We start from the raw sequence: 17,071 nt of genomic DNA, 5'->3' as shown, positions 1-17,071 counted from the left end.
CGCTTTACGGCGCCTGCACAAAGGAACGGCCATCAAGAGAGAAATCAGGCAGGCCGCGGACGCGGCGGAGGAAGTCACCAACTCGCGTCCCCTGGAGTTCCTGGCCAGGGCCGGTTTCGCAGCGAGCGGGGTCCTGCATTTCCTGGTGGGCGCCATCGCCATCCGTTTGGCCATGGGTGGAAACGGTAGCGCAGACGTCAGCGGCGCAGTCGCCGAACTGGCCGGCCAACCCGCAGGACCGTTCCTGCTGTGGAGCTGCTTTGCAGCCTGCGCGGCGTTAGCCGTCTGGCAGGCCGGCGATGCCATCTTCGACTTCAACCATCTGTCCACTAAGAAAAAGGCCGGGAAAAAGGCCCGCGCGGTGGCACAGGCCCTGGTTTACGCAGCACTGGCACTGACGTTCTTTTCTTTCGCCAGGGGAACGGGGTCCGGCGATGACAACCGCCAACGTGCAACCGACCTCACCATTACCATCATGCAGGCGCCGGGCGGTACGGCGGTGCTGGTCGTGGTCGGCCTTGCGGTGGCAGTGACAGGTGTCGCCTACGGCATACGCGGGTTCAGGAAGTCCTTCGAAAAACATCTGGTGCTTCCCTCGTCTCCGCCCGCCCGGACGGCCGTGACCATCCTTGGGGTTGTGGGCTATGTCGCCAAGGGCACCGTGCTGCTCCTGACCGGGCTGCTCATCGTCATCGCCGATGTGCAGCTGCACCCTGAGCAGTCCACCGGCCTGGACGGCGGACTCAAAGCCCTACGTGACCAGCCCTTCGGCATCTATGTGCTGGCTGCGGTGGGCTCGGGACTGATCTGCTATGGCTTGTACATGGTGGTCCGGGGACGCCTGGCCAGAATGTAGCCGGGGCCATCCCGAGGCCAGTGGCGGCATACGGCTGGCCCCGGAACGTCTGTTCAGCACCTCTGTTTCGGCACCGCTGTTTCGGGCACGGCTATTTCGACACGACTGCTCGGGTCCCCTACTTCGGAACAGTGATCACTGCAACAGCCTGCTGGGTTCCATCCCGCAGCTCCACACTCGCGATGCTGGCCAGCTGAACCGGGGTTGCCCCGGTGACCTTGATCCTGCCGCTCGGGGTTGCCGTCCAGGCGCAGGCCCGGTCCTCGCTGCCGTCGCGGTCCCGGATCCACAGCGACAGGGTTCCGTTCAGCGGCATGCTGCTGCCGCTCACCGCGAGTTCTGTGCCCCAGGTTTTCCTGGCCAGATCCACGCTGAAACGAAGGCCGCTGCCTGACTGAACCGAGTAGCTCGCGTCCGGCTGCGGTGGCCGGTTCAATACCGGCCCCGCTGCCAGGCCCAAGGCGAGGCACGCTGCGGCGACGGCCCCCATGAGCGCCGCCCACCGCCGTCGTGACTTCCGACGGCGGGCGGCGAGTTCGTCAAGGACCGTGTCCGGGACAGAGGTTGCAGGCTCGGCGGCACCCCCTCCGGGCCGGCTGGCGGTCAGTGCCACCGCGTCCGGGACCGGAAGTGCGTCCAGCAGTACCGGCAGCTTGCCCAGCTCGTCCAGCTCCGCGCGGCAGTCGGCACACTCCTGAAGGTGGGCTTCGAAGCGGACTGAATCGGCAGGATCCAGGCCGCCCAGGACGTAGGCACCCAGCAGCTGATGAAGCTCGGCGGCGGTCACCGTTCCACCCCCATTTCATCCAGGATGGTCCGCAGGGCCCGTACGGCATAGTAAGCCCGCGACTTAACGGTTCCGCTCGGGATGTTCAGCTGCACGGAGGCCTCGTTGACGGTAAACCGCCGGTAATGCAGGGCTACAAGCACGTCACGGTGTTCGCTGCTGAGCCGAAGGAGGGCCTCCTCCATCAGCACCCGGTTGAGCAACTCGTCCACCCGCTCCACGGCCTCAGTGGAATCAGTGAACTCGTATTCGAGGGCTTCGAGCGGCCGCCGCTGGGCCTTGCGGTAATTGTCGATCATGATGTTTCGGGCTGTCCGGAAGAGGTAGCTGCGCAGGCTGCCGGTGATCTCCGGGGCCTGCTGCCAGACGCGGAGCACCGTCTCCTGGACAACATCCTCGGCCAGCTGGGGATCCCGGGATGCGCTGAGGACAAAGCGTCGCAGGGCGCTGCCATGGTCGCGATAGATCGCGGCCACTACATCCTCGTCCATTGACATGCCCGCACCCCTCCCTGTCCCTGTCTCCTCAGTTGAGGCTTCCCGCGCGGAAATACCTACGCAACTCGGTGCATATCCCTGCTGATACGACGCCGGCAGGCCGGAAACGGTTCACTTTGAACCATTCTTCACCCTGGCACGTCGTACCGGTTAGCGCCCGGTGATCCGCCGGGCACGAGCCAAGGAGCATTCTCATGAAACAGCATCTGGGCATCGGTTTCGCAGCGCTGGCCCTCGCGGCCGCCCTCACGGGCTGCGGCGGCAGCCCCGGAACCACCACCACAACGGCGCCGGCTCCGGCAGCCACATCCGCCTCGCCGGCCACCAGCTCGGCAAACCCGGCAACCGCCGCCGACCTCAAGACTGCGACGTCCAGCGCCGGCAGCATCGTGGTGGATGCCAAGGGCATGAGCGTCTACTTCTACACCAAGGACACAAAGGACTCGGGAACCAGCGCCTGCACGGGAACCTGCCTGACGCAGTGGCCGCCGGTTACCACCCGCTCGGATGCACCCTCCGGTGACGGCGTCACCGGGAAGCTGGGCACCATTACGACGCCGGACGGGAAAAAGCAGGTAACCCTTAACGGCCTGCCGCTGTACTACTTCGCGAAAGACAAGAATCCCGGGGACGTCACAGGGCAAGGCGTTGGCGGTGTCTGGTACCTGGCCAGCCCGGCCGGGGACATGATCAAGACGATGGCGTCGGCGTCCGGATACTGACGGCAACCGGCGTTGGCTGAACAGGCTCAGCCGGCTCAGCTGGGCTCAGCGGGTCTTGCTGCCCGGTCCCGCCTTACGGCACGTGGTTGGGCAGCGGGACCTGCGGCGTCTCAGGTACAGGCAGCGAGGGCTGTCCTTCGCCATGAAGGGGGCCGCCCCCGGGAGCGCCGGGCGTGATGCTCTCCGGCACGGGGAGCTCCGGGAGGGGTACGCCGCCTGACGGAGTCGGCGAAGGATGCTTCTGGGGCCCCTTCGTGCCGTGGGAGTCCGTTTCGCTGGCGGCAGGCGCTGGCACCGCCGGCGCCGTCGGGGCGGGAACCGTTGATGGGCTTCCAGGCCGCTCAGTGACCGGAGCCGGGGCTTTGGCTGGCGCCTTTGCCTGCCCTCCGCCAACTGTGGAAACGAATGACGTGACTGCGTGATTCACTGAGTCACGGATGCCCTGGTCAGAAGCAACGGCCACCGCCCCACCGGCAGCAAGCGAAACGGCCACGGAGAGTGTTGTCAGGGTAATCCGGCGCTTGGCCCGACGGCGGGCCGCGAGTTCATCGCCCGCTGCTCCGGCTGCCGGCGCTGCGTGCCGGGGAGCGGGAAGGGCGGCCGTGTCCGGCTGGTGCGCTGTTGGGAGCGACGGGACGGCTTCGAGCCGGCGGGTTGCCGGGACCATGAGGGCGGCGACTGCGGCAGAAGGTTGCGGCCGTTCCGCTGCCAAAGCCTGGAGCTCCAGCAGGGCAGGGCGGAGCACGCCGTCGGCCTCCAGCTCCGCCTCGCGGAGCAGCTGGTCAACGGTCAGGGCGTTGCGGGAGCCTGCGTTGTCACTCATGTTTGTGCCTGGTTTCTTCTTAGCGTCTGGTCCTTGAGGTTTTGCAGCGCCCTGCGTTGCAGCTGCTTGATGGCACCTGGCGATTTGCCCATAATGCCTGCCACCTGGTCGATGGAAAGGTCGGCCACCACACGCAGGGCCAGGACTTCGCGGTGGTCGTCGGCAAGGCCCTCCAAAAGGGCCGCGGCGCCGCCGTCGTGGCCCAGCGCGTGATCCTCGGCGGAAGCGGTGCTGCGCCCGTCCTGCAGGGGATCGTAGGGTGTGAAATCGGGCCTGCGTTCGAGCCGCCGGTAGTAGTCGACCATCCGCGCGTGGGCTATCGAGAACAGCAGCGACTTGGCGCCCTGGAGACCCCCCGTCAGCTCGCCGACCTTGGGGAAGAAGGCCAGGAAAACATCCTGCGTGACGGCCTCGGGATCATCGACACCACGGGCCCGGAGGTAGCCCAGGACGGCGCCGGAGAACATCCGGTAGGCAGCACCAAAAAGCACAGCCGGATCAGTCCCGGCTGTGTCTGCCAATATCTCGATGTCTTCTTCAGCCAACGCGTCAAGCACCAGCGGCTCCTCCATCCCGGGCGGCGGAACCCGCGCATCCCGGTAACCGGCGCGGACTTCTCCGCTCCCTCGTGGACTGCCAATGTGGACTGCGGAAATCCGGCCGGGGAGGTCCGGTTTCCGCAGTCCACACTAGCTGAAGGGGTGTTAGCGGGCCGAAACGGCGGGAGCGTCAGCGTGGGCGGGGACAGCGGGCACGGCCGGAACGGCAGGAACAGCAGGCGCTCCGTCGACACCCGGAACAGCGGGAACTGCGGGGACAGCAGGAACTGCCGGAACCTCGGGAGCCTCGGTCTCAACAGCGGCGGAACCCTTGGCAGCAGCCTTGGCGTCAGCAGCGGCGTCGGACTTGGCGATGACGTCCTTGCAGAAGCTCTCAACGTTTGCTTCACCCTTGGCTGCAACAACCAGCGAGGCGAAGCCTTCGGACTTGGCGTTCAGTCCGCCGTGGGTGAAGGCCGTGCACAGGCCGAAGGAGGCGGCACCGGCGGCGTCAACAGCGGTTCCTGCTTCGGCTGACGTCTTTGCCTGGGCGGTTACCTTCTTGTCGGAGACAGCGGCCGTGCCGGAAGCGTCTGCGGCAGCATCGCTATCAGCGGTGGCGGCAGCGGCTGCAGCGGGCAGCTTCGGAGCCGGGGCGCCGAGAAGGTCGTGGGCGGTCTGCTGTGCGTCCGACGGAAGGGCGCCTGCAACAGCGGCAACGCCGGTTCCACCGACGGCCAGGGTGCCTGCGGCCAGGATTCCGGCGGCGACTTTGCTGGTGGCAAGAACAGTGAACAAGGACATGCGACACTCCAAAACCTAGACAACAATGCAGATGCGGCTCCGTGGGGAGCCAATCACCATGTACATCGCTGCCGGATCCGGGAAAGTTACGGTGGCCCTGAAAATTTCCCCGACACTGTCTCTCTCGCGGGCTGGGTAGACGGCCGACGTCGGGCACCACCCGCCGTCGAAATCGCCGGAAGCCTGCGTGCCCGCCGGAAGTTCACGGCGACCACGCAGGCTTCCGGCGAGCCGGCTGCTTTAGGCGTCGACCATCTCGCCGTCGGCGTCCTCGAACTCCACGACAGCCACGATTTCCCGGGTCTGCGGGTCGATCATGAACGCTTCGTCATCCTCTTCGATCATCAGGAAGTCGCCATGATCAGTACTGAAATGCCAAGCCACCGTCTTCACGCCGTCGTGCAGATAGTTGGGGTCGCCCATGGTGATTCTCACCAGGGCGTAACCGGAAATACCGCACAGTTCCCGGATGATGATTTCGAAGTCCGGTGCGTCCTCCAGCGCCGCAGCATCAGCCTTGGCCTGCCGCTCCGCAAGGTCAGGAATGAGTGCAACGAGCCGCGCAATGTGAGCAGCCAGCTCCGCTTCATCCAGCACCAGCAGCCCTTCCTGCCCGCGGAGCCAGGCCGCGTTGAGCGCAGTAATGTTCTCGGATTCCAGCAGCTCCTCGAAGTCGCCGTCGAGCTCTTCCATCCGGCGTACGCCGTCGGGGGCCTCCCCGTCCTCGTCGAGCCCGCCGTCGAGGTAGCGCTCGGCGTCCTCCTCGGACAGCGCATCGAACGCCTCGGCGGTCCGGTTGAACAGTCCCAGGTGGGCGGTGGCACCCATGGCGGCCATGCCTTCCCGGATGAGTGTGTCGCTTTCGACCCGGTCAACGGAGGTAAAAACGTACTGTGCGAAGCCGCCCTCCAGGGACTGCGTCAGGTAGAAGTCCACGTAGTAGCTGCGGAGCGCCACCGGAGAAATCTCCGGGGACTCGAGGAGTTCCCTGTGCATGGCATCAACCACACTCACGTTTGCGTCGACGACCTCCTCGTCGCTTGCTTCAATACTGGCGGTGGTCAGAACGACTGGCTGCTGGATCGTGGTCATGGGAATCCTCACTGCGAAAGGACGGTGCTGCTCAGGACACCTTTCACGCTATGCGGGCCGGGCGGACGCGTTGTCGAGGACGAAGTTAACGTCGGGCGAAGTTTCAAAGTACGGCTGTCGCTCTGGCCCCCGCGCCGTTGAGACGCCGTCGAGATCGCGGGATCGCTGCCTGTTCGCTGGAACGTTCCGGCGTAACTGGCACCTTTCCCGCGATTTCGGCCGGGGGGAGCCCAGTGTCGCGGGCACGGCGGCACCAGGCCGGGCCGGGGGTGCCAGGCAGGGAGACAGCACCTACTCGCCGGGCAAACTAAGATGGATCAGATAACCAACCATCGGACACGGGCCCGCCGTGGCCTGCTGAAAGTAGCGCGCACCATGCCATCCCAACCGGACGAGAGTGCGGCACTGGCAATACAGACCCCCGCCATCAACGACCGCTCCCTCGCGGCCGGGCTGGCCTATGCCATGGGAAGCCGCGTTTCCGGGATCTCTTTCGACGCCGCCACCGGCCTGATGCTGGGCAAAGTCCGTGGCGGCGCGGAAATCCCGTACTCCACCACAGCCAAGCTCGTCCGGAAAGCCGGCGGCTGGAGCTGCACCGTGGGCGTGTGCAGCTGCCCTGTGCGCAAGGACTGCAAGCACGTGGCAGCGCTGCTGTTCGCGGCCGAGGACAACCCGGCCACCCGCGTCCAGCTGCTCGCCCCTTCCGAGGTTTCCCGGCTGTCACGCCAGCCTGCCGGTCCGGAGCTCGCCGACTGGGAGCAGGCCCTGAGCCCGCTCATTTCCCAGCCCGGCATCACCCAGTCCAGCAACGGCATCCCGCTGGCACTTCAGTTCGAGATCGAGGAACCGGCCCCGCACTTCTCCTACACAGGCCGGCGCGATCCGCTCCGCAGCGTCCGCCAGCTTAAGGCCCGGCCCGTGATCATGGGATCCAAAGGCAAATGGATCCGCGGCGACGTCTCCTGGAACACGCTCAGCTACCTGAACTTCCGGCGCGAATGCAATGAACAGCACGTGGAGTGGATGCAGGAATTCCTGGCCGCCCATACCGCCGCCGCCAACCGCCTACACAACTCCTCCGCGCTGTGGCTCGGGCTGAACACGTTCGCCGGAAAGAACATGTGGAGCCTCCTGGCAGACGCGAAAAAGATAGGCCTCGCGCTCGTTCACAGCCGCGGCACCGAACCAGTGCGGCTCGCGGACTCTCCGGCCGCCGTCGGACTTAATTTGAGCCGGTTCGGCTCCCCCGTCGGTGAAGATGCCGAGCCCGCAGGAGGAAAAACGCACGACGACGGCGGGCTGGAGCTGGCGCCAACCATCACTGTTGAGAGCGTCGAGGTTGATCCTGGGGCGGTAGGTACCATCGGCCGGCCGGCGCACGGCATCTTCCTGACCTCCGACGGGGATGCCTTGCCGGGTGTCGCGGAGAGTGTGATCACGCTGGCTCCGCTCGAAAGCGGGCTGAGTGAGGAACTCCTCACGTTCGTTACCGCCGGCAGCACTTTGCATATCCCGGCCAAGGACGAGACACGGTTCCTCACCGGCTTCTACCCCAAACTCAAGCAGGCCGCCCGTGTCACCGCCTCGGACGAGTCAGTGGAGTTGCCTGCCCTGGCCCTTCCCACCCTGTCCCTCCTGGCCAACTACGGCGCCGACCATCGCGTCCGGCTGCACTGGGAATGGCACTACACGTCCGGAAACCTGGTCACGGCCCAGCCCCTGTGGCGTCATCCTGGCGACCACGGCTACCGGGACGACGCCGCCGAGGCGCGCATCCTGGAGGGCATCGGCCAGCCCTGGAACACGGTCCCGGCCCTGGGCGAATCTGCCACCGGCGGCTGGGGCACCCCCCGGCTGGCCGCATCCGCCGAACTCAGCGGCCTGGACACCCTGGCCTTTACCGAGGAAGTGCTGCCCCGGCTCCGGAATGCACCGGACGTTGTGGTTGATACCGCCGGGGACATTGCCGACTACCGGGAGGCCGAGGAAGCTCCCGTGGTTTCCATCTCCACCAAGGCCACGGAGCAGCGCGACTGGTTCGACCTCGGCATCCAGATCACCCTGGAAGGCCAGCCGGTTTCCTTCGCCGCCGTTTTCTCCGCCCTTGCCGCCGGGCAGACCAAGATGCTGCTGCCCAGCGGCGCCTACTTCTCACTGGACCTTCCCGAACTGCATCAGCTCCGCGCCCTCATCGAGGAGGCCCGTTCGCTGCAGGACAACAAGGACGCCCCGCTGCAGATCAGCCGCTTCCAGGCAGGGCTCTGGGACGAACTCGCGCACCTGGGCATCGTGGACGAGCAGGCCAGTGCCTGGCGCGAGGCCGTGGGCGGGCTGCTCGACGGCGGCGTGGACGGGCTGCCGCTGCCCGATTCGCTCAACGCCGAGCTGCGTCCCTACCAGCTGGAGGGCTTCAACTGGCTGACCTTCCTGTACCGGCACAGCCTGGGCGGAGTCCTCGCTGACGACATGGGCCTGGGCAAGACTGTGCAGGCCCTCGCCCTGATGTGCGCCGCCAAGGAGCAGGCGGCCGCTGCTTCCGAAGGGGAGCCGGGCGCAGCGCCGGGTAAAGCGTCGGACGCGGGCCAGACAGCGTCCGACGGCGGCACTCCCTTCCTGGTGGTCGCCCCCACCAGCGTCGTGGGCAACTGGGCGGCGGAGGCCGCGCGCTTCGCCCCCGGCCTGAGAGTGAAGGCCATCGGCGAGACGTTTGCGAAGAACGGCCAGGACCCGGCGCACACAATGGAGGGCGCGGACATCGTGATCACGTCCTACGCCCTGTTCCGGATCGACTACGATTCCTACGCTTCCAAGACCTGGGCCGGGCTGGTACTGGACGAAGCCCAGTTCGTGAAGAACCACCAGTCCAAGGCATACCAGTGTGCCCGCAAGCTGCCCGCGGCGTTCAAGCTGGCGATCACGGGCACCCCGCTGGAGAACAACCTCATGGAGTTCTGGGCTCTGACGTCGATCGTCGCGCCAGGCCTGTTTGCGAGCCCCAAGCGGTTTGCCGAGTACTACCAAAAGCCCGTGGAGAAGAACGGGGACAAAGGGCAGTTGGAAAAGCTTCGCCGTCGGGTCCGTCCGCTGATGATGCGGCGTACCAAGGACCAGGTCATCAAGGACTTGCCGCCCAAGCAGGAGCAGATCCTGGAAGTGGTGCTGAACCCGCGGCATCAGAAGGTTTACCAGACGCACCTGCAGCGTGAGCGGCAGAAGATCCTGGGTCTGATCGAGGACGTCAATAAGAACCGCTTCACGATCTTCCAGTCGCTGACGCTGTTGCGGCAGCTCAGCCTGGATGCCTCGCTGGTGGATCCGTCTCTGGCCGGTGTCCGGTCCAGCAAGCTCGACGTGCTCTTCGAACAACTGGAGGATCTGGTGGCGGAAGGCCACCGGGCGCTGATCTTCAGCCAGTTCACGGGATTCCTCGGCAAGGTGCGCGAGCGGCTTGTGGAGGAGAAGATCGAGTTCTGCTATCTCGACGGCGGCACCCGGAACCGCACCGACGTCGTCAACGAGTTCAAGAACGGCAGCGCGCCGGTGTTCCTGATTTCACTGAAGGCCGGTGGATTCGGGCTGAACCTGACCGAGGCCGACTACGTATTCCTGCTCGACCCGTGGTGGAACCCCGCATCCGAAGCGCAGGCCGTTGACCGCACCCACAGGATCGGCCAGGCCCGGAACGTGATGGTTTACCGGCTGGTTGCCAAAGACACGATCGAGGAAAAGGTCATGGCCCTAAAGGCACGAAAATCACAGCTGTTTGCGGACGTGATGGAGGGCGACGCACTGTCCGGCGGTTCGATCACGGCCGAGGACCTCGCAGGGCTCTTCAAGGAGTGACGCCCGTTCAAGGGTGACGCGGTCGACGCGAGTGGGCTGAGTGTTAATGTAGTGCCTCGCAGGATGATTTGCAGTATGGAAAGCACAGCAGTGTTGGGGGCGTTTGAGGCTTCTGTCGCTGCGCTGGTTTCCCAGGTGCGCCGCGGTACTGGCAACACTGTGTCCGCTGGCCCGGATCCGCTCCGGGAGCAGGCGGACGCGTGTCTGGACGGGCTGGCCCGGGTTGCCCGGACGGAAGCCCAGCTGGCGGGGCTAAAGGTCTTGTTGGCCGCGGGATTTGAGCAAGCAACCCAGGCCATGGCGCCGCCGGCTGCATCGCCTCAGGAGCACACGGCCCAGGAGATGGCCGTGGTCGCTGAGGTCGCGTGCGTCCTGACCGTGAGCGAACGCGCCGCCAGTGCTTTGCTTGCCGAGTCCCAGGCTCTGACCAGTTCCTTGCCGCGGACGCTGGCCGCTTTGCAGGACGGGTCAATTTCGTGGCAGCACGCCCAGGTGATGGTCGATGAAACCACTGGCCTTGACGCGGCAGGGGCCGCTGCTTTGGAGTCACATTTCCTGGCCCCCGACCTGCTGAACGTGGACCCTGAGAAACCAGGGTCTGTGTGGAGCTGTCCGGCCGGGGAGCTGGTTCCGTCCCGGTTCCGGGCCAAAGCGCGGACCTGGCGCGAGCGCCACCACGCCGAAACCATCGAGATCCGCCATACCCGCAGCATTCTGGACCGGCGGGTCGAGTACGCCCCGGACCGGGACGGCATGGCCTGGCTCTCCGCCTACCTGCCCGCCGACACCGCGGCCGGGATCTGGGACCGGACCACCACCGCCGCCCGCGACCTGCAAGGCCCGGACGAGCGCAGGACCCTCACCCAACTCCGCGCCGACACCATGGCCACCTGGCTCCTCGAAGGCACCACCACCGACGCCCGGCAACACGGCCACAATTACCGGCACCGGCACCACGACAGCCACCACCGGAGCTATGGACGCCGGCACTACTATCTCCGGCGGGGTGCCATCACCCAAAGCCCAGGTCCTCATCACCGTCCCGGTGTTCGCCCTCATGGGCCTCACCGATGAACCCGCCACCCTGGACGGCTACGGCCCCATCCCTGCCTCAATGGCCCGCACGCTCGTCGCCGACGGCGCCGACTCCTTCCACCGCGTCCTGACCGACCCCCGCGACGGCGCACCCCTGGAAATCGGCCGCACCAGCTACCGCATCCCCACAGCCATGCGGCAATGGCTAAGGCTTAGGGACGGCAAATGCCCCTTCCCCGGCTGCAACAACCACTCCCTGGACAACGAAGCAGACCACCTCCTCGCCTGGCACAAAGGCGGAACCACCGGCATCACCAACCTCAGCCAACCCTGCCGAAAACACCACAGGCTCAAACACACCACCGCGTGGAAACCAACCCAGGCCACCAAAAACAAACCACCAGGCTGGACCTCACCCACCGGACGCCACTACCAAAGCGAACAACAAAACTGGGAACCACCCCACTGGCCCAACAACGCCATGCACGAAATCCATGACGTCGAGGCACGGCAATCCCGAAACCCCTTCCCAAAGTGGGCGATATTCCACGAGTGACACTGGCGCACCTAGCTCCTGCGCGCCTCAGCTGCACATCAAAGGGCCGAACCGCGGAACTATAAGCCAGCTGATGCTGGCACCGGTCCGCGGTTCGGCCCTTTGACGGGAACGAGTTAAGCCCGCTGCGGGGAACCCAGCTCCACGGGGTCTTCGTCTGTAAGGTAGGCGAGCTCGGAGTGCGCGGCGAGGTCGATGCCGCGCATTTCGTCCTCAGGCTTGATACGCAGCCCGATCGTCCGGTCCAGGATCTTGGCGAGGATCCATGTGACGCCGAAGGAGTAGACCAGGACGCTGACAGTGGCCAGTGCCTGGATACCCAACTGAGTAAAGCCACCGCCATAGAAGAGCCCGTTTACTCCGTTCGGCGCAGCATCCGTTGCGAACAGACCGATCAGCAGGGTCCCGATGATGCCACCCACCAGGTGCACGCCCACTACATCGAGCGAGTCGTCGAAGCCGAGGCGGAACTTCCATTCGATGGCAAGTGAGCAGACTGCACCGGCGATGGCGCCGATGGCCAATGCGCCCAGCGGGCTCACAGCGCCACAAGCGGGGGTGATGGCGACCAGGGCCGCGATCAGACCGGAAGCTGCGCCCATGCTGGTGGCGGCACCATGACGCACCCGCTCCACCAGGGCCCAAGCGAGCAGGCCTGCGGAGGCTGCCACAGCTGTGTTCAGGAAGACAACGGCTGCGGACTGGCCTGCGGTGAGGGCGGAACCGGCGTTGAAGCCGAACCAGCCAACCCAGAGCAGTCCCGCGCCCACAAGTACAAGCGGCCTGCTGTGCGGCTTGGTGTGTTCCATCTTCGGCCAACCCGAGCTCTTGCCCAGAACCAGTGCCAGGGCCAGGGCCGCGGCGCCCGCGTTCATATGCACTGCAGTTCCGCCTGCGAAGTCGATGGCTTTGATACCGCTGGCGATCCACCCGCCGACGACGCTGCCGTCAGCAGAGGTGAAGGCGAACACCCAGTGTGCAATCGGGAAATACACCACAGTGGACCAGATCCCGGCGAACAGCATCCAAGCGCCGAATTTCATCCGCCCGGCAGCCGCTCCGGCAACCAGGGCCGTGGTGACGCATGCGAAGAACAGCTGGAACGCGGCGAACAGGATGAGCGGAATGGAAGCGGAGTCGTCTTTGGCCAGCATCTGACCCATGCCGGGGTACTCGGTAAGATCACCGATCAACCCCAGCCCGCCGACCGAATTTCCAAATGCCATCGAATAGCCGAACAGTGCCCAGAGGACGGCAACCAGGCTGGCGCCGCCGAAGCACATCATCATCATGTTCAAAATGCGGCGGGACCCCACCATGCCCCCGTAGAACAGGGCCAAAGCGGGAATCATCATACAGACCAGCGCGGAGCTGGCCAGAATCCAAGCGACATTTCCCGAATCCATGGGAAACCCCTTTCATGATGCGAAGAGAGAACGGAAATGGCCCGGAGAGCCGATCCGGAGGAGGACGCGGGGTCATGACCACGTTCGTCGGAGGGCAGCTATTACCGTCTGGATTCAACTGTATGGTCGTCAAAGAAACGTGGGTTTCCGTCGGGTTAAATCAAAGTTTCAGTCGCAGGCAAGTGAGTTTCACACGTCCCGCAGGAGCAGTTTGAGCGTCCTTGCCGAACCTTGCCCTTAACCTTTCCCCAAGCTGCGGATAACTGCCGGAATCCTTGATGGCCGGAAGCCACCATTGATTCAACAGCCCACCGATCCAGCCGGACCTGGCGGGCGAATACACAGTATGGAATGCCAGAGAGCAGGGAAAGTCATGGGCCAAACAGCAGCTGCGGATCAAAGTACCGCGGGGGCAGTCATCACCGACAACCTCACCGCCGACTTCCACGCCCTGGGGCTCGCCGGCTGCATCGACAAACTGACGGTTCCGCTGCGCAGCCAGGGTGTCTGCGTGCGCTGGGAAACCCCTCACCACGGCGTGGAAATCCCGGCTACCTGCGCCGCGCTTCTGTACCACGCTGCACAGGAGACACTTACTAACGCGCTCAGGCACTCCCACGCGACTGAACTCACTGTCCGCTTGGCAGCCGTTTACCACGGCGTCCGCCTGACCGTCACCGACAACGGCGTGGGCTTCAACTGCAACAGCCAGACCACCGGCCGGAAGCACGGATACGGCGTAAGCCTGATGACCATGGCGGTGCACGAGGCTGCGGGGACCATCTCCATTGACTCTGCGCCGCAAAAGGGTACCCAGGTAGCCATCACCATTCCCCTGGACTGACTCCCGGAAAGACTGACTGTCCCGAAGATGTTATCGCCCGGAAGGACCCGCTTACAGAAGACCCAAGGCAGCGAGGCCTAAGGAAAGGCAGGGTCCGCCAGTATCGCGATTTCCCGTGCCAGGACAAGAGCCCGTGACTCGGAGGTGCGGGCCTTGAGGAGCGCGAGGATCACGGCGTAGCGTTCGGACCGGCCGAGGCCTTCAAAGGCAGCTTTGGCTGCGACGTTGCCGTCCAGGGCCGCCGCCAGATCAGGCGGCACCTCAGCGGTTCGCTGGGACTCATAGGCCGCTTCCCAGCGCCCGTCTGCCTTGGCAGCCTCGATCTCCGCGAACCCTGCCGGCCCCATGCGTCCGGCCTCGATCAGGGCCTCCGCCTTGAGCACGTTGATCCGTGACCATGAACTCGTCGTCCGGCGCCGGGAGTACCGCTGGAGAAATGAGACGTCGTTGTGCGACTTGCGCTGACCGTCGATCCAGCCGTGGCACAGGGCCACGTCCAGCGCATCCTCGATGCTGAGGAGCGGCGCCCCGGAATGCCGCTTCCCGATCAGCAGCCAGGCCTCTGTCTCCAGGCCCTGGTGGGCCACCAGCCACGACTCCCACTCCGCAGCGTCACGGAACCCGAGCACTTCCACCCGGTCAGACCTGCCGCAGGGAGGCCAGGACGTCCAGGTAGTGGGGATTGCTCATCACGCCCAGCACGTTGCCGAACGGATCCACCACCGAGGCGGTAACGAATCCGGACTCCCCGTGGGCGGTGATGGGCTGGTACTCCGTGGCGCCCATCGCCAACAGCCGCTGCACGGTTGAATGAAGGTCATCAACATGCCAGTGCATCACCGCACCGCCTGCCTCACGTGCCGCTGCCGGCGGGCGGAACCGGCTGTCGATGATGCCCAGCTCGTTCTGGTAATCACCGATGCGGAACTCCGCGTACGCCAGGTTCCCGTCCGGCCCTGGCCGCTGGAAGTAGGCCTCGCTACCAAGGAATTCCTGGTACCACGCGGCGGCGGCTGCCACGTCATCGGCCCAGAAGTTGATCGTGCTGAATCCCCGCAAGCTCACAATTCTTTCCCTTCCTCGGCTTCCTGTTCCTGCTGCACGCGGGCAGCCCGCGCGGCAGGGACGGCGTCGGCCGGAGAATCAGCCGGCGCCCATGCCGGTACCCTACGGCGGGTGACGGCCAAAAGCATCAGCTGATCCGCAACAGGACGGGCGAGAGGGCGCCTGACCCGGCCAGTCGTTGGTGCATTTGGGGGACCACCAGCGGCTTAGAACCCTGCCGTCCGCCGCTCCAACAGGAGGGGCGCAAAGAAAGCGGCCAGCTCGGCCGTTGCCGCCAGAGGCAGGACATGGGCCACGTACTGGTCCGGGCGGACCACCACAACCGCTCCGTCTCGGTCGATGCCGCGCAGCTCAAAGATGTCCGCGCCGGGATCTGTGGCATAGACCTTCTCGTAGTCAGTGAGCTTGAACGGGCCGACGTGCGGCTTGAACACGCCATGAACTGTGCCGATGTCGATGCTGGTGTGGTCCTGCTGGTAGATCACCTTCACGTCGAACCACGCGTCAGGGTCAGCGCCCGACGGCGTGGCGGCCAACGGCGAATCCGGCGAGTTTGCGATCCACTCGGCCAACTGTTCAGCCGGGGAGTCTGATCCAGGCAGGGCGGGGTCGGCGAAGACGTAGATCCGCCACCGGCCGTCGGCAGTTGCGTGATGGCCGAGGTGCATGGGGTTGGTATCGGCCACGCGCACCACCGGAGCGGACTTAAAGCGCTTGCCGACAGGGAAGCCAGTAGCCAGGTGTTGGTGATCAGCGGCGCCGACAAGCATTGACGGCTGGTACTCGGTCATGAATCCGGCGGGGAACTCGGCGGTGCGGACATAGAAGTCCTCAAGCTCCGACGGGTTCTCGAACTCCTCGGGCTTCTTGGCCATCATCGCCGACCACTGCTTGTCGAAGTCGATCAGGTTCCTGGCCACCACCTGGCGCTCAGCGGAGTAGGTGGACAGCAGGCTTTCCGGGCTGCGACCCTCCAGGACGTGCCCCAGCTTCCAGGCAATGTTAAAGCCGTCCTGCAAGGAGACGTTCATGCCCTGCCCGGCCTTGGCGCTGTGGGTGTGGCAGGCGTCTCCCGTAATGAATACGCGCGGGGTTCGCGTGCCGCGGTCCTCCGGCAGGACATCGTCGAACCTGTCCGTGAGCCGGTGCCCCACCTCGTAGACGCTGTGCCACGCGATGTTCCGTACATCAAGGGTGTAGGGGTGCAGGATGGCGTTCGCCTTGGCGATGATCTGCTCGATGGTGGTGTTGCGTACGGCGTGGTGGGTGCTGGGGTCCACTTCGCCGAGGTCCACGTACATCCGGAACAGGTGGCCGCCTTCGCGCGGGATCAGCAGGATGCTGCCCTCGGCGCCCTGGATCGCACATTTGGTCCTGATGTCGGGGAAGTCCGTGACGGCGAGCGCGTCCATAACCCCCCAGGCGTGGTTGGCCTGGTCTCCGGCGAGGGTGCAGCCGATGGCCTGGCGCACTTTACTCCGCGCGCCGTCTGCACCCACAACATACTTGGCACGGACGATTTGTTCCTGCCCCTCGCGTGGGCCTGCCGTGTGCAGGAGAGTCACGGTGACCGGATGTTCGCCCTCATCCGCTACTTCCAGGCCCACGAATTCGTAGCCGTAGTCCGGCGTCATGCGGGTGGGGGCATTCGCCATGTACTCGGCAAAGTAATCCAGCACCCGGGCCTGGTTGACGATGAGATGCGGGAACTCGCTGATGCCAGTTTCGTCGTCGACGGCCCGGGCCGTGCGGATGATGTTGGCGTGGTTCGCCGGATCCGGCTTCCAGAACGCCATCTCTGTGATGCGGTACGCCTCGGCGATGATCCGCTCAGCAAACCCGAAGGCCTGGAAGGTCTCGACGCTGCGCGCCTGAATGCCGTCGGCCTGGCCGATGGCGAGCCGGCCGGGGCGCCGCTCCACCATCCGGGTGGTGACATTGGGGAACTGCGACAGCTGGGCGGCGGCGAGCATGCCGGCCGGACCGCTGCCGACAATCAGGACGTCGACCTCCTCGGGGAGCTCAGCGGGCCGGTTAATGCCGACACCGGCCGCCGGCTGGACCCGCGGGTCCCCGGATACATAACCGTGGTGGTGGAACTGCACGGATTTTCCTCACTTCGCTGTGCGCTGTTGAATCACCATGAGTGTTCTATATCAGAATTCATGTTTCTATATTTGAATCACTGGCATTTGGTCC

The 17,071-nt window shown here is 65.2% G+C and carries 16 protein-coding genes; 6 read left to right on the top strand and 10 right to left on the bottom strand.

The features are described 5' to 3' along the window. Positions 1-43 precede the first annotated feature (43 nt). A complete protein-coding gene (locus QFZ40_RS00620) occupies positions 44-856 on the top strand; it encodes a DUF1206 domain-containing protein (RefSeq protein ID WP_306906777.1) in 813 nt (270 codons plus the stop codon). Positions 857-974: 118 nt separating this feature from the next. On the opposite strand, the gene QFZ40_RS00615 is transcribed toward QFZ40_RS00620, so the two are convergent. Both QFZ40_RS00615 and QFZ40_RS00610 read right to left on the bottom strand, forming a co-directional pair. Next, the gene (locus QFZ40_RS00615) at positions 975-1,643 is read right to left on the bottom strand and encodes an anti-sigma factor family protein (RefSeq protein WP_306902250.1); all 669 of its coding nucleotides are present in this window, start codon (positions 1,641-1,643) and stop codon (positions 975-977) included. After that, positions 1,640-2,140, bottom strand: coding sequence for a sigma-70 family RNA polymerase sigma factor (locus tag QFZ40_RS00610; protein ID WP_306902248.1), 501 nt, complete (start codon positions 2,138-2,140; stop codon positions 1,640-1,642). The genes QFZ40_RS00615 and QFZ40_RS00610 overlap by 4 nt, the downstream gene beginning before the upstream one ends. Before the next feature lie 194 nt (positions 2,141-2,334). Between QFZ40_RS00610 and QFZ40_RS00605 the strand changes: the two genes are divergently transcribed. Next, positions 2,335-2,862 carry a COG4315 family predicted lipoprotein gene (locus tag QFZ40_RS00605; RefSeq protein ID WP_306902247.1) on the top strand — a complete coding sequence of 176 codons (528 nt, stop codon included), beginning with the start codon at positions 2,335-2,337 and terminating at the stop codon, positions 2,860-2,862. Between the two features lie 73 nt (positions 2,863-2,935). Here QFZ40_RS00605 and QFZ40_RS00600 read toward each other — a convergent pair whose 3' ends face one another. The 4 genes from QFZ40_RS00600 to QFZ40_RS00585 form a co-directional block, all read right to left on the bottom strand. Next, entirely contained in the window at positions 2,936-3,685 is a 750-nt protein-coding gene (locus QFZ40_RS00600) for a hypothetical protein (protein ID WP_306902246.1), read from the bottom strand. After that, entirely contained in the window at positions 3,682-4,242 is a 561-nt protein-coding gene (locus tag QFZ40_RS00595; RefSeq protein WP_373427371.1) for an RNA polymerase sigma factor, read from the bottom strand. The genes QFZ40_RS00600 and QFZ40_RS00595 overlap by 4 nt, the downstream gene beginning before the upstream one ends. Before the next feature lie 147 nt (positions 4,243-4,389). Beyond that, a complete protein-coding gene (locus tag QFZ40_RS00590; protein WP_306902244.1) occupies positions 4,390-5,028 on the bottom strand; it encodes a protein tyrosine phosphatase in 639 nt (212 codons plus the stop codon). Positions 5,029-5,268: 240 nt separating this feature from the next. Next, a complete protein-coding gene (locus tag QFZ40_RS00585) occupies positions 5,269-6,120 on the bottom strand; it encodes a DMP19 family protein (protein ID WP_306902243.1) in 852 nt (283 codons plus the stop codon). 375 nt (positions 6,121-6,495) lie between these two features. On the opposite strand from QFZ40_RS00585, the gene QFZ40_RS00580 reads away from it, so the two are divergent. The 3 genes from QFZ40_RS00580 to QFZ40_RS21595 all read left to right on the top strand — a co-directional run bounded on the left by QFZ40_RS00580 (position 6,496) and on the right by QFZ40_RS21595 (position 11,557). Then, a complete protein-coding gene (locus tag QFZ40_RS00580) occupies positions 6,496-9,966 on the top strand; it encodes a DEAD/DEAH box helicase (protein ID WP_306902242.1) in 3,471 nt (1,156 codons plus the stop codon). 75 nt (positions 9,967-10,041) lie between these two features. Then, positions 10,042-11,040 (top strand): DUF222 domain-containing protein, encoded by a 999-nt coding sequence (locus QFZ40_RS00575; RefSeq protein WP_373427370.1) that lies wholly within the window; start codon positions 10,042-10,044, stop codon positions 11,038-11,040. Next, positions 10,973-11,557 carry an HNH endonuclease signature motif containing protein gene (locus QFZ40_RS21595; protein ID WP_373427369.1) on the top strand — a complete coding sequence of 195 codons (585 nt, stop codon included), beginning with the start codon at positions 10,973-10,975 and terminating at the stop codon, positions 11,555-11,557. The genes QFZ40_RS00575 and QFZ40_RS21595 overlap by 68 nt, the downstream gene beginning before the upstream one ends. A gap of 116 nt (positions 11,558-11,673) precedes the next feature. On the opposite strand, the gene QFZ40_RS00570 is transcribed toward QFZ40_RS21595, so the two are convergent. Further along, positions 11,674-12,963, bottom strand: a complete 1,290-nt coding sequence (locus tag QFZ40_RS00570; RefSeq protein ID WP_306902241.1) for an ammonium transporter — start codon at positions 12,961-12,963, stop codon at positions 11,674-11,676. Positions 12,964-13,336: 373 nt separating this feature from the next. Between QFZ40_RS00570 and QFZ40_RS00565 the strand changes: the two genes are divergently transcribed. Further along, positions 13,337-13,807 (top strand): sensor histidine kinase, encoded by a 471-nt coding sequence (locus tag QFZ40_RS00565; RefSeq protein ID WP_306902240.1) that lies wholly within the window; start codon positions 13,337-13,339, stop codon positions 13,805-13,807. Positions 13,808-13,884: 77 nt separating this feature from the next. Here the strand turns inward: QFZ40_RS00565 and QFZ40_RS00560 are convergent, their stop codons facing one another. From QFZ40_RS00560 to QFZ40_RS00550, 3 genes are all read right to left on the bottom strand, one after another. Then, positions 13,885-14,442 carry a YdeI/OmpD-associated family protein gene (locus tag QFZ40_RS00560; RefSeq protein WP_306902238.1) on the bottom strand — a complete coding sequence of 186 codons (558 nt, stop codon included), beginning with the start codon at positions 14,440-14,442 and terminating at the stop codon, positions 13,885-13,887. A gap of 4 nt (positions 14,443-14,446) precedes the next feature. Continuing rightward, positions 14,447-14,872, bottom strand: coding sequence for a VOC family protein (locus tag QFZ40_RS00555; RefSeq protein WP_306902237.1), 426 nt, complete (start codon positions 14,870-14,872; stop codon positions 14,447-14,449). A gap of 206 nt (positions 14,873-15,078) precedes the next feature. Next, positions 15,079-16,977 carry an FAD-binding monooxygenase gene (locus QFZ40_RS00550; RefSeq protein ID WP_306902235.1) on the bottom strand — a complete coding sequence of 633 codons (1,899 nt, stop codon included), beginning with the start codon at positions 16,975-16,977 and terminating at the stop codon, positions 15,079-15,081. Positions 16,978-17,071: the final 94 nt, after the last annotated feature.

This window comes from Arthrobacter pascens (assembly GCF_030816475.1).
Taxonomy (GTDB): Bacteria; Actinomycetota; Actinomycetes; order Actinomycetales; family Micrococcaceae; genus Arthrobacter; species Arthrobacter pascens_B.
Note: the sequence above shows the minus strand (reverse complement) of the source record. Positions and strands in the feature narration are given on the sequence as shown.

What these genes read in the sequence shown, in the direction of transcription:
- QFZ40_RS00610 (WP_306902248.1), bottom strand. Translation starts at nt 2,140, where the DNA reads ATGTCAATGGACGAGGATGTAGTGGCCGCGATCTATCGCGACCATGGC.
- QFZ40_RS00605 (WP_306902247.1), top strand. Translation starts at nt 2,335, where the DNA reads ATGAAACAGCATCTGGGCATCGGTTTCGCAGCGCTGGCCCTCGCGGCC.
- QFZ40_RS00600 (WP_306902246.1), bottom strand. Translation starts at nt 3,685, where the DNA reads ATGAGTGACAACGCAGGCTCCCGCAACGCCCTGACCGTTGACCAGCTG.
- QFZ40_RS00590 (WP_306902244.1), bottom strand. Translation starts at nt 5,028, where the DNA reads ATGTCCTTGTTCACTGTTCTTGCCACCAGCAAAGTCGCCGCCGGAATC.
- QFZ40_RS00585 (WP_306902243.1), bottom strand. Translation starts at nt 6,120, where the DNA reads ATGACCACGATCCAGCAGCCAGTCGTTCTGACCACCGCCAGTATTGAA.
- QFZ40_RS00580 (WP_306902242.1), top strand. Translation starts at nt 6,496, where the DNA reads ATGCCATCCCAACCGGACGAGAGTGCGGCACTGGCAATACAGACCCCC.
- QFZ40_RS00575 (WP_373427370.1), top strand. Translation starts at nt 10,042, where the DNA reads ATGGAAAGCACAGCAGTGTTGGGGGCGTTTGAGGCTTCTGTCGCTGCG.
- QFZ40_RS00570 (WP_306902241.1), bottom strand. Translation starts at nt 12,963, where the DNA reads ATGGATTCGGGAAATGTCGCTTGGATTCTGGCCAGCTCCGCGCTGGTC.
- QFZ40_RS00565 (WP_306902240.1), top strand. Translation starts at nt 13,337, where the DNA reads ATGGGCCAAACAGCAGCTGCGGATCAAAGTACCGCGGGGGCAGTCATC.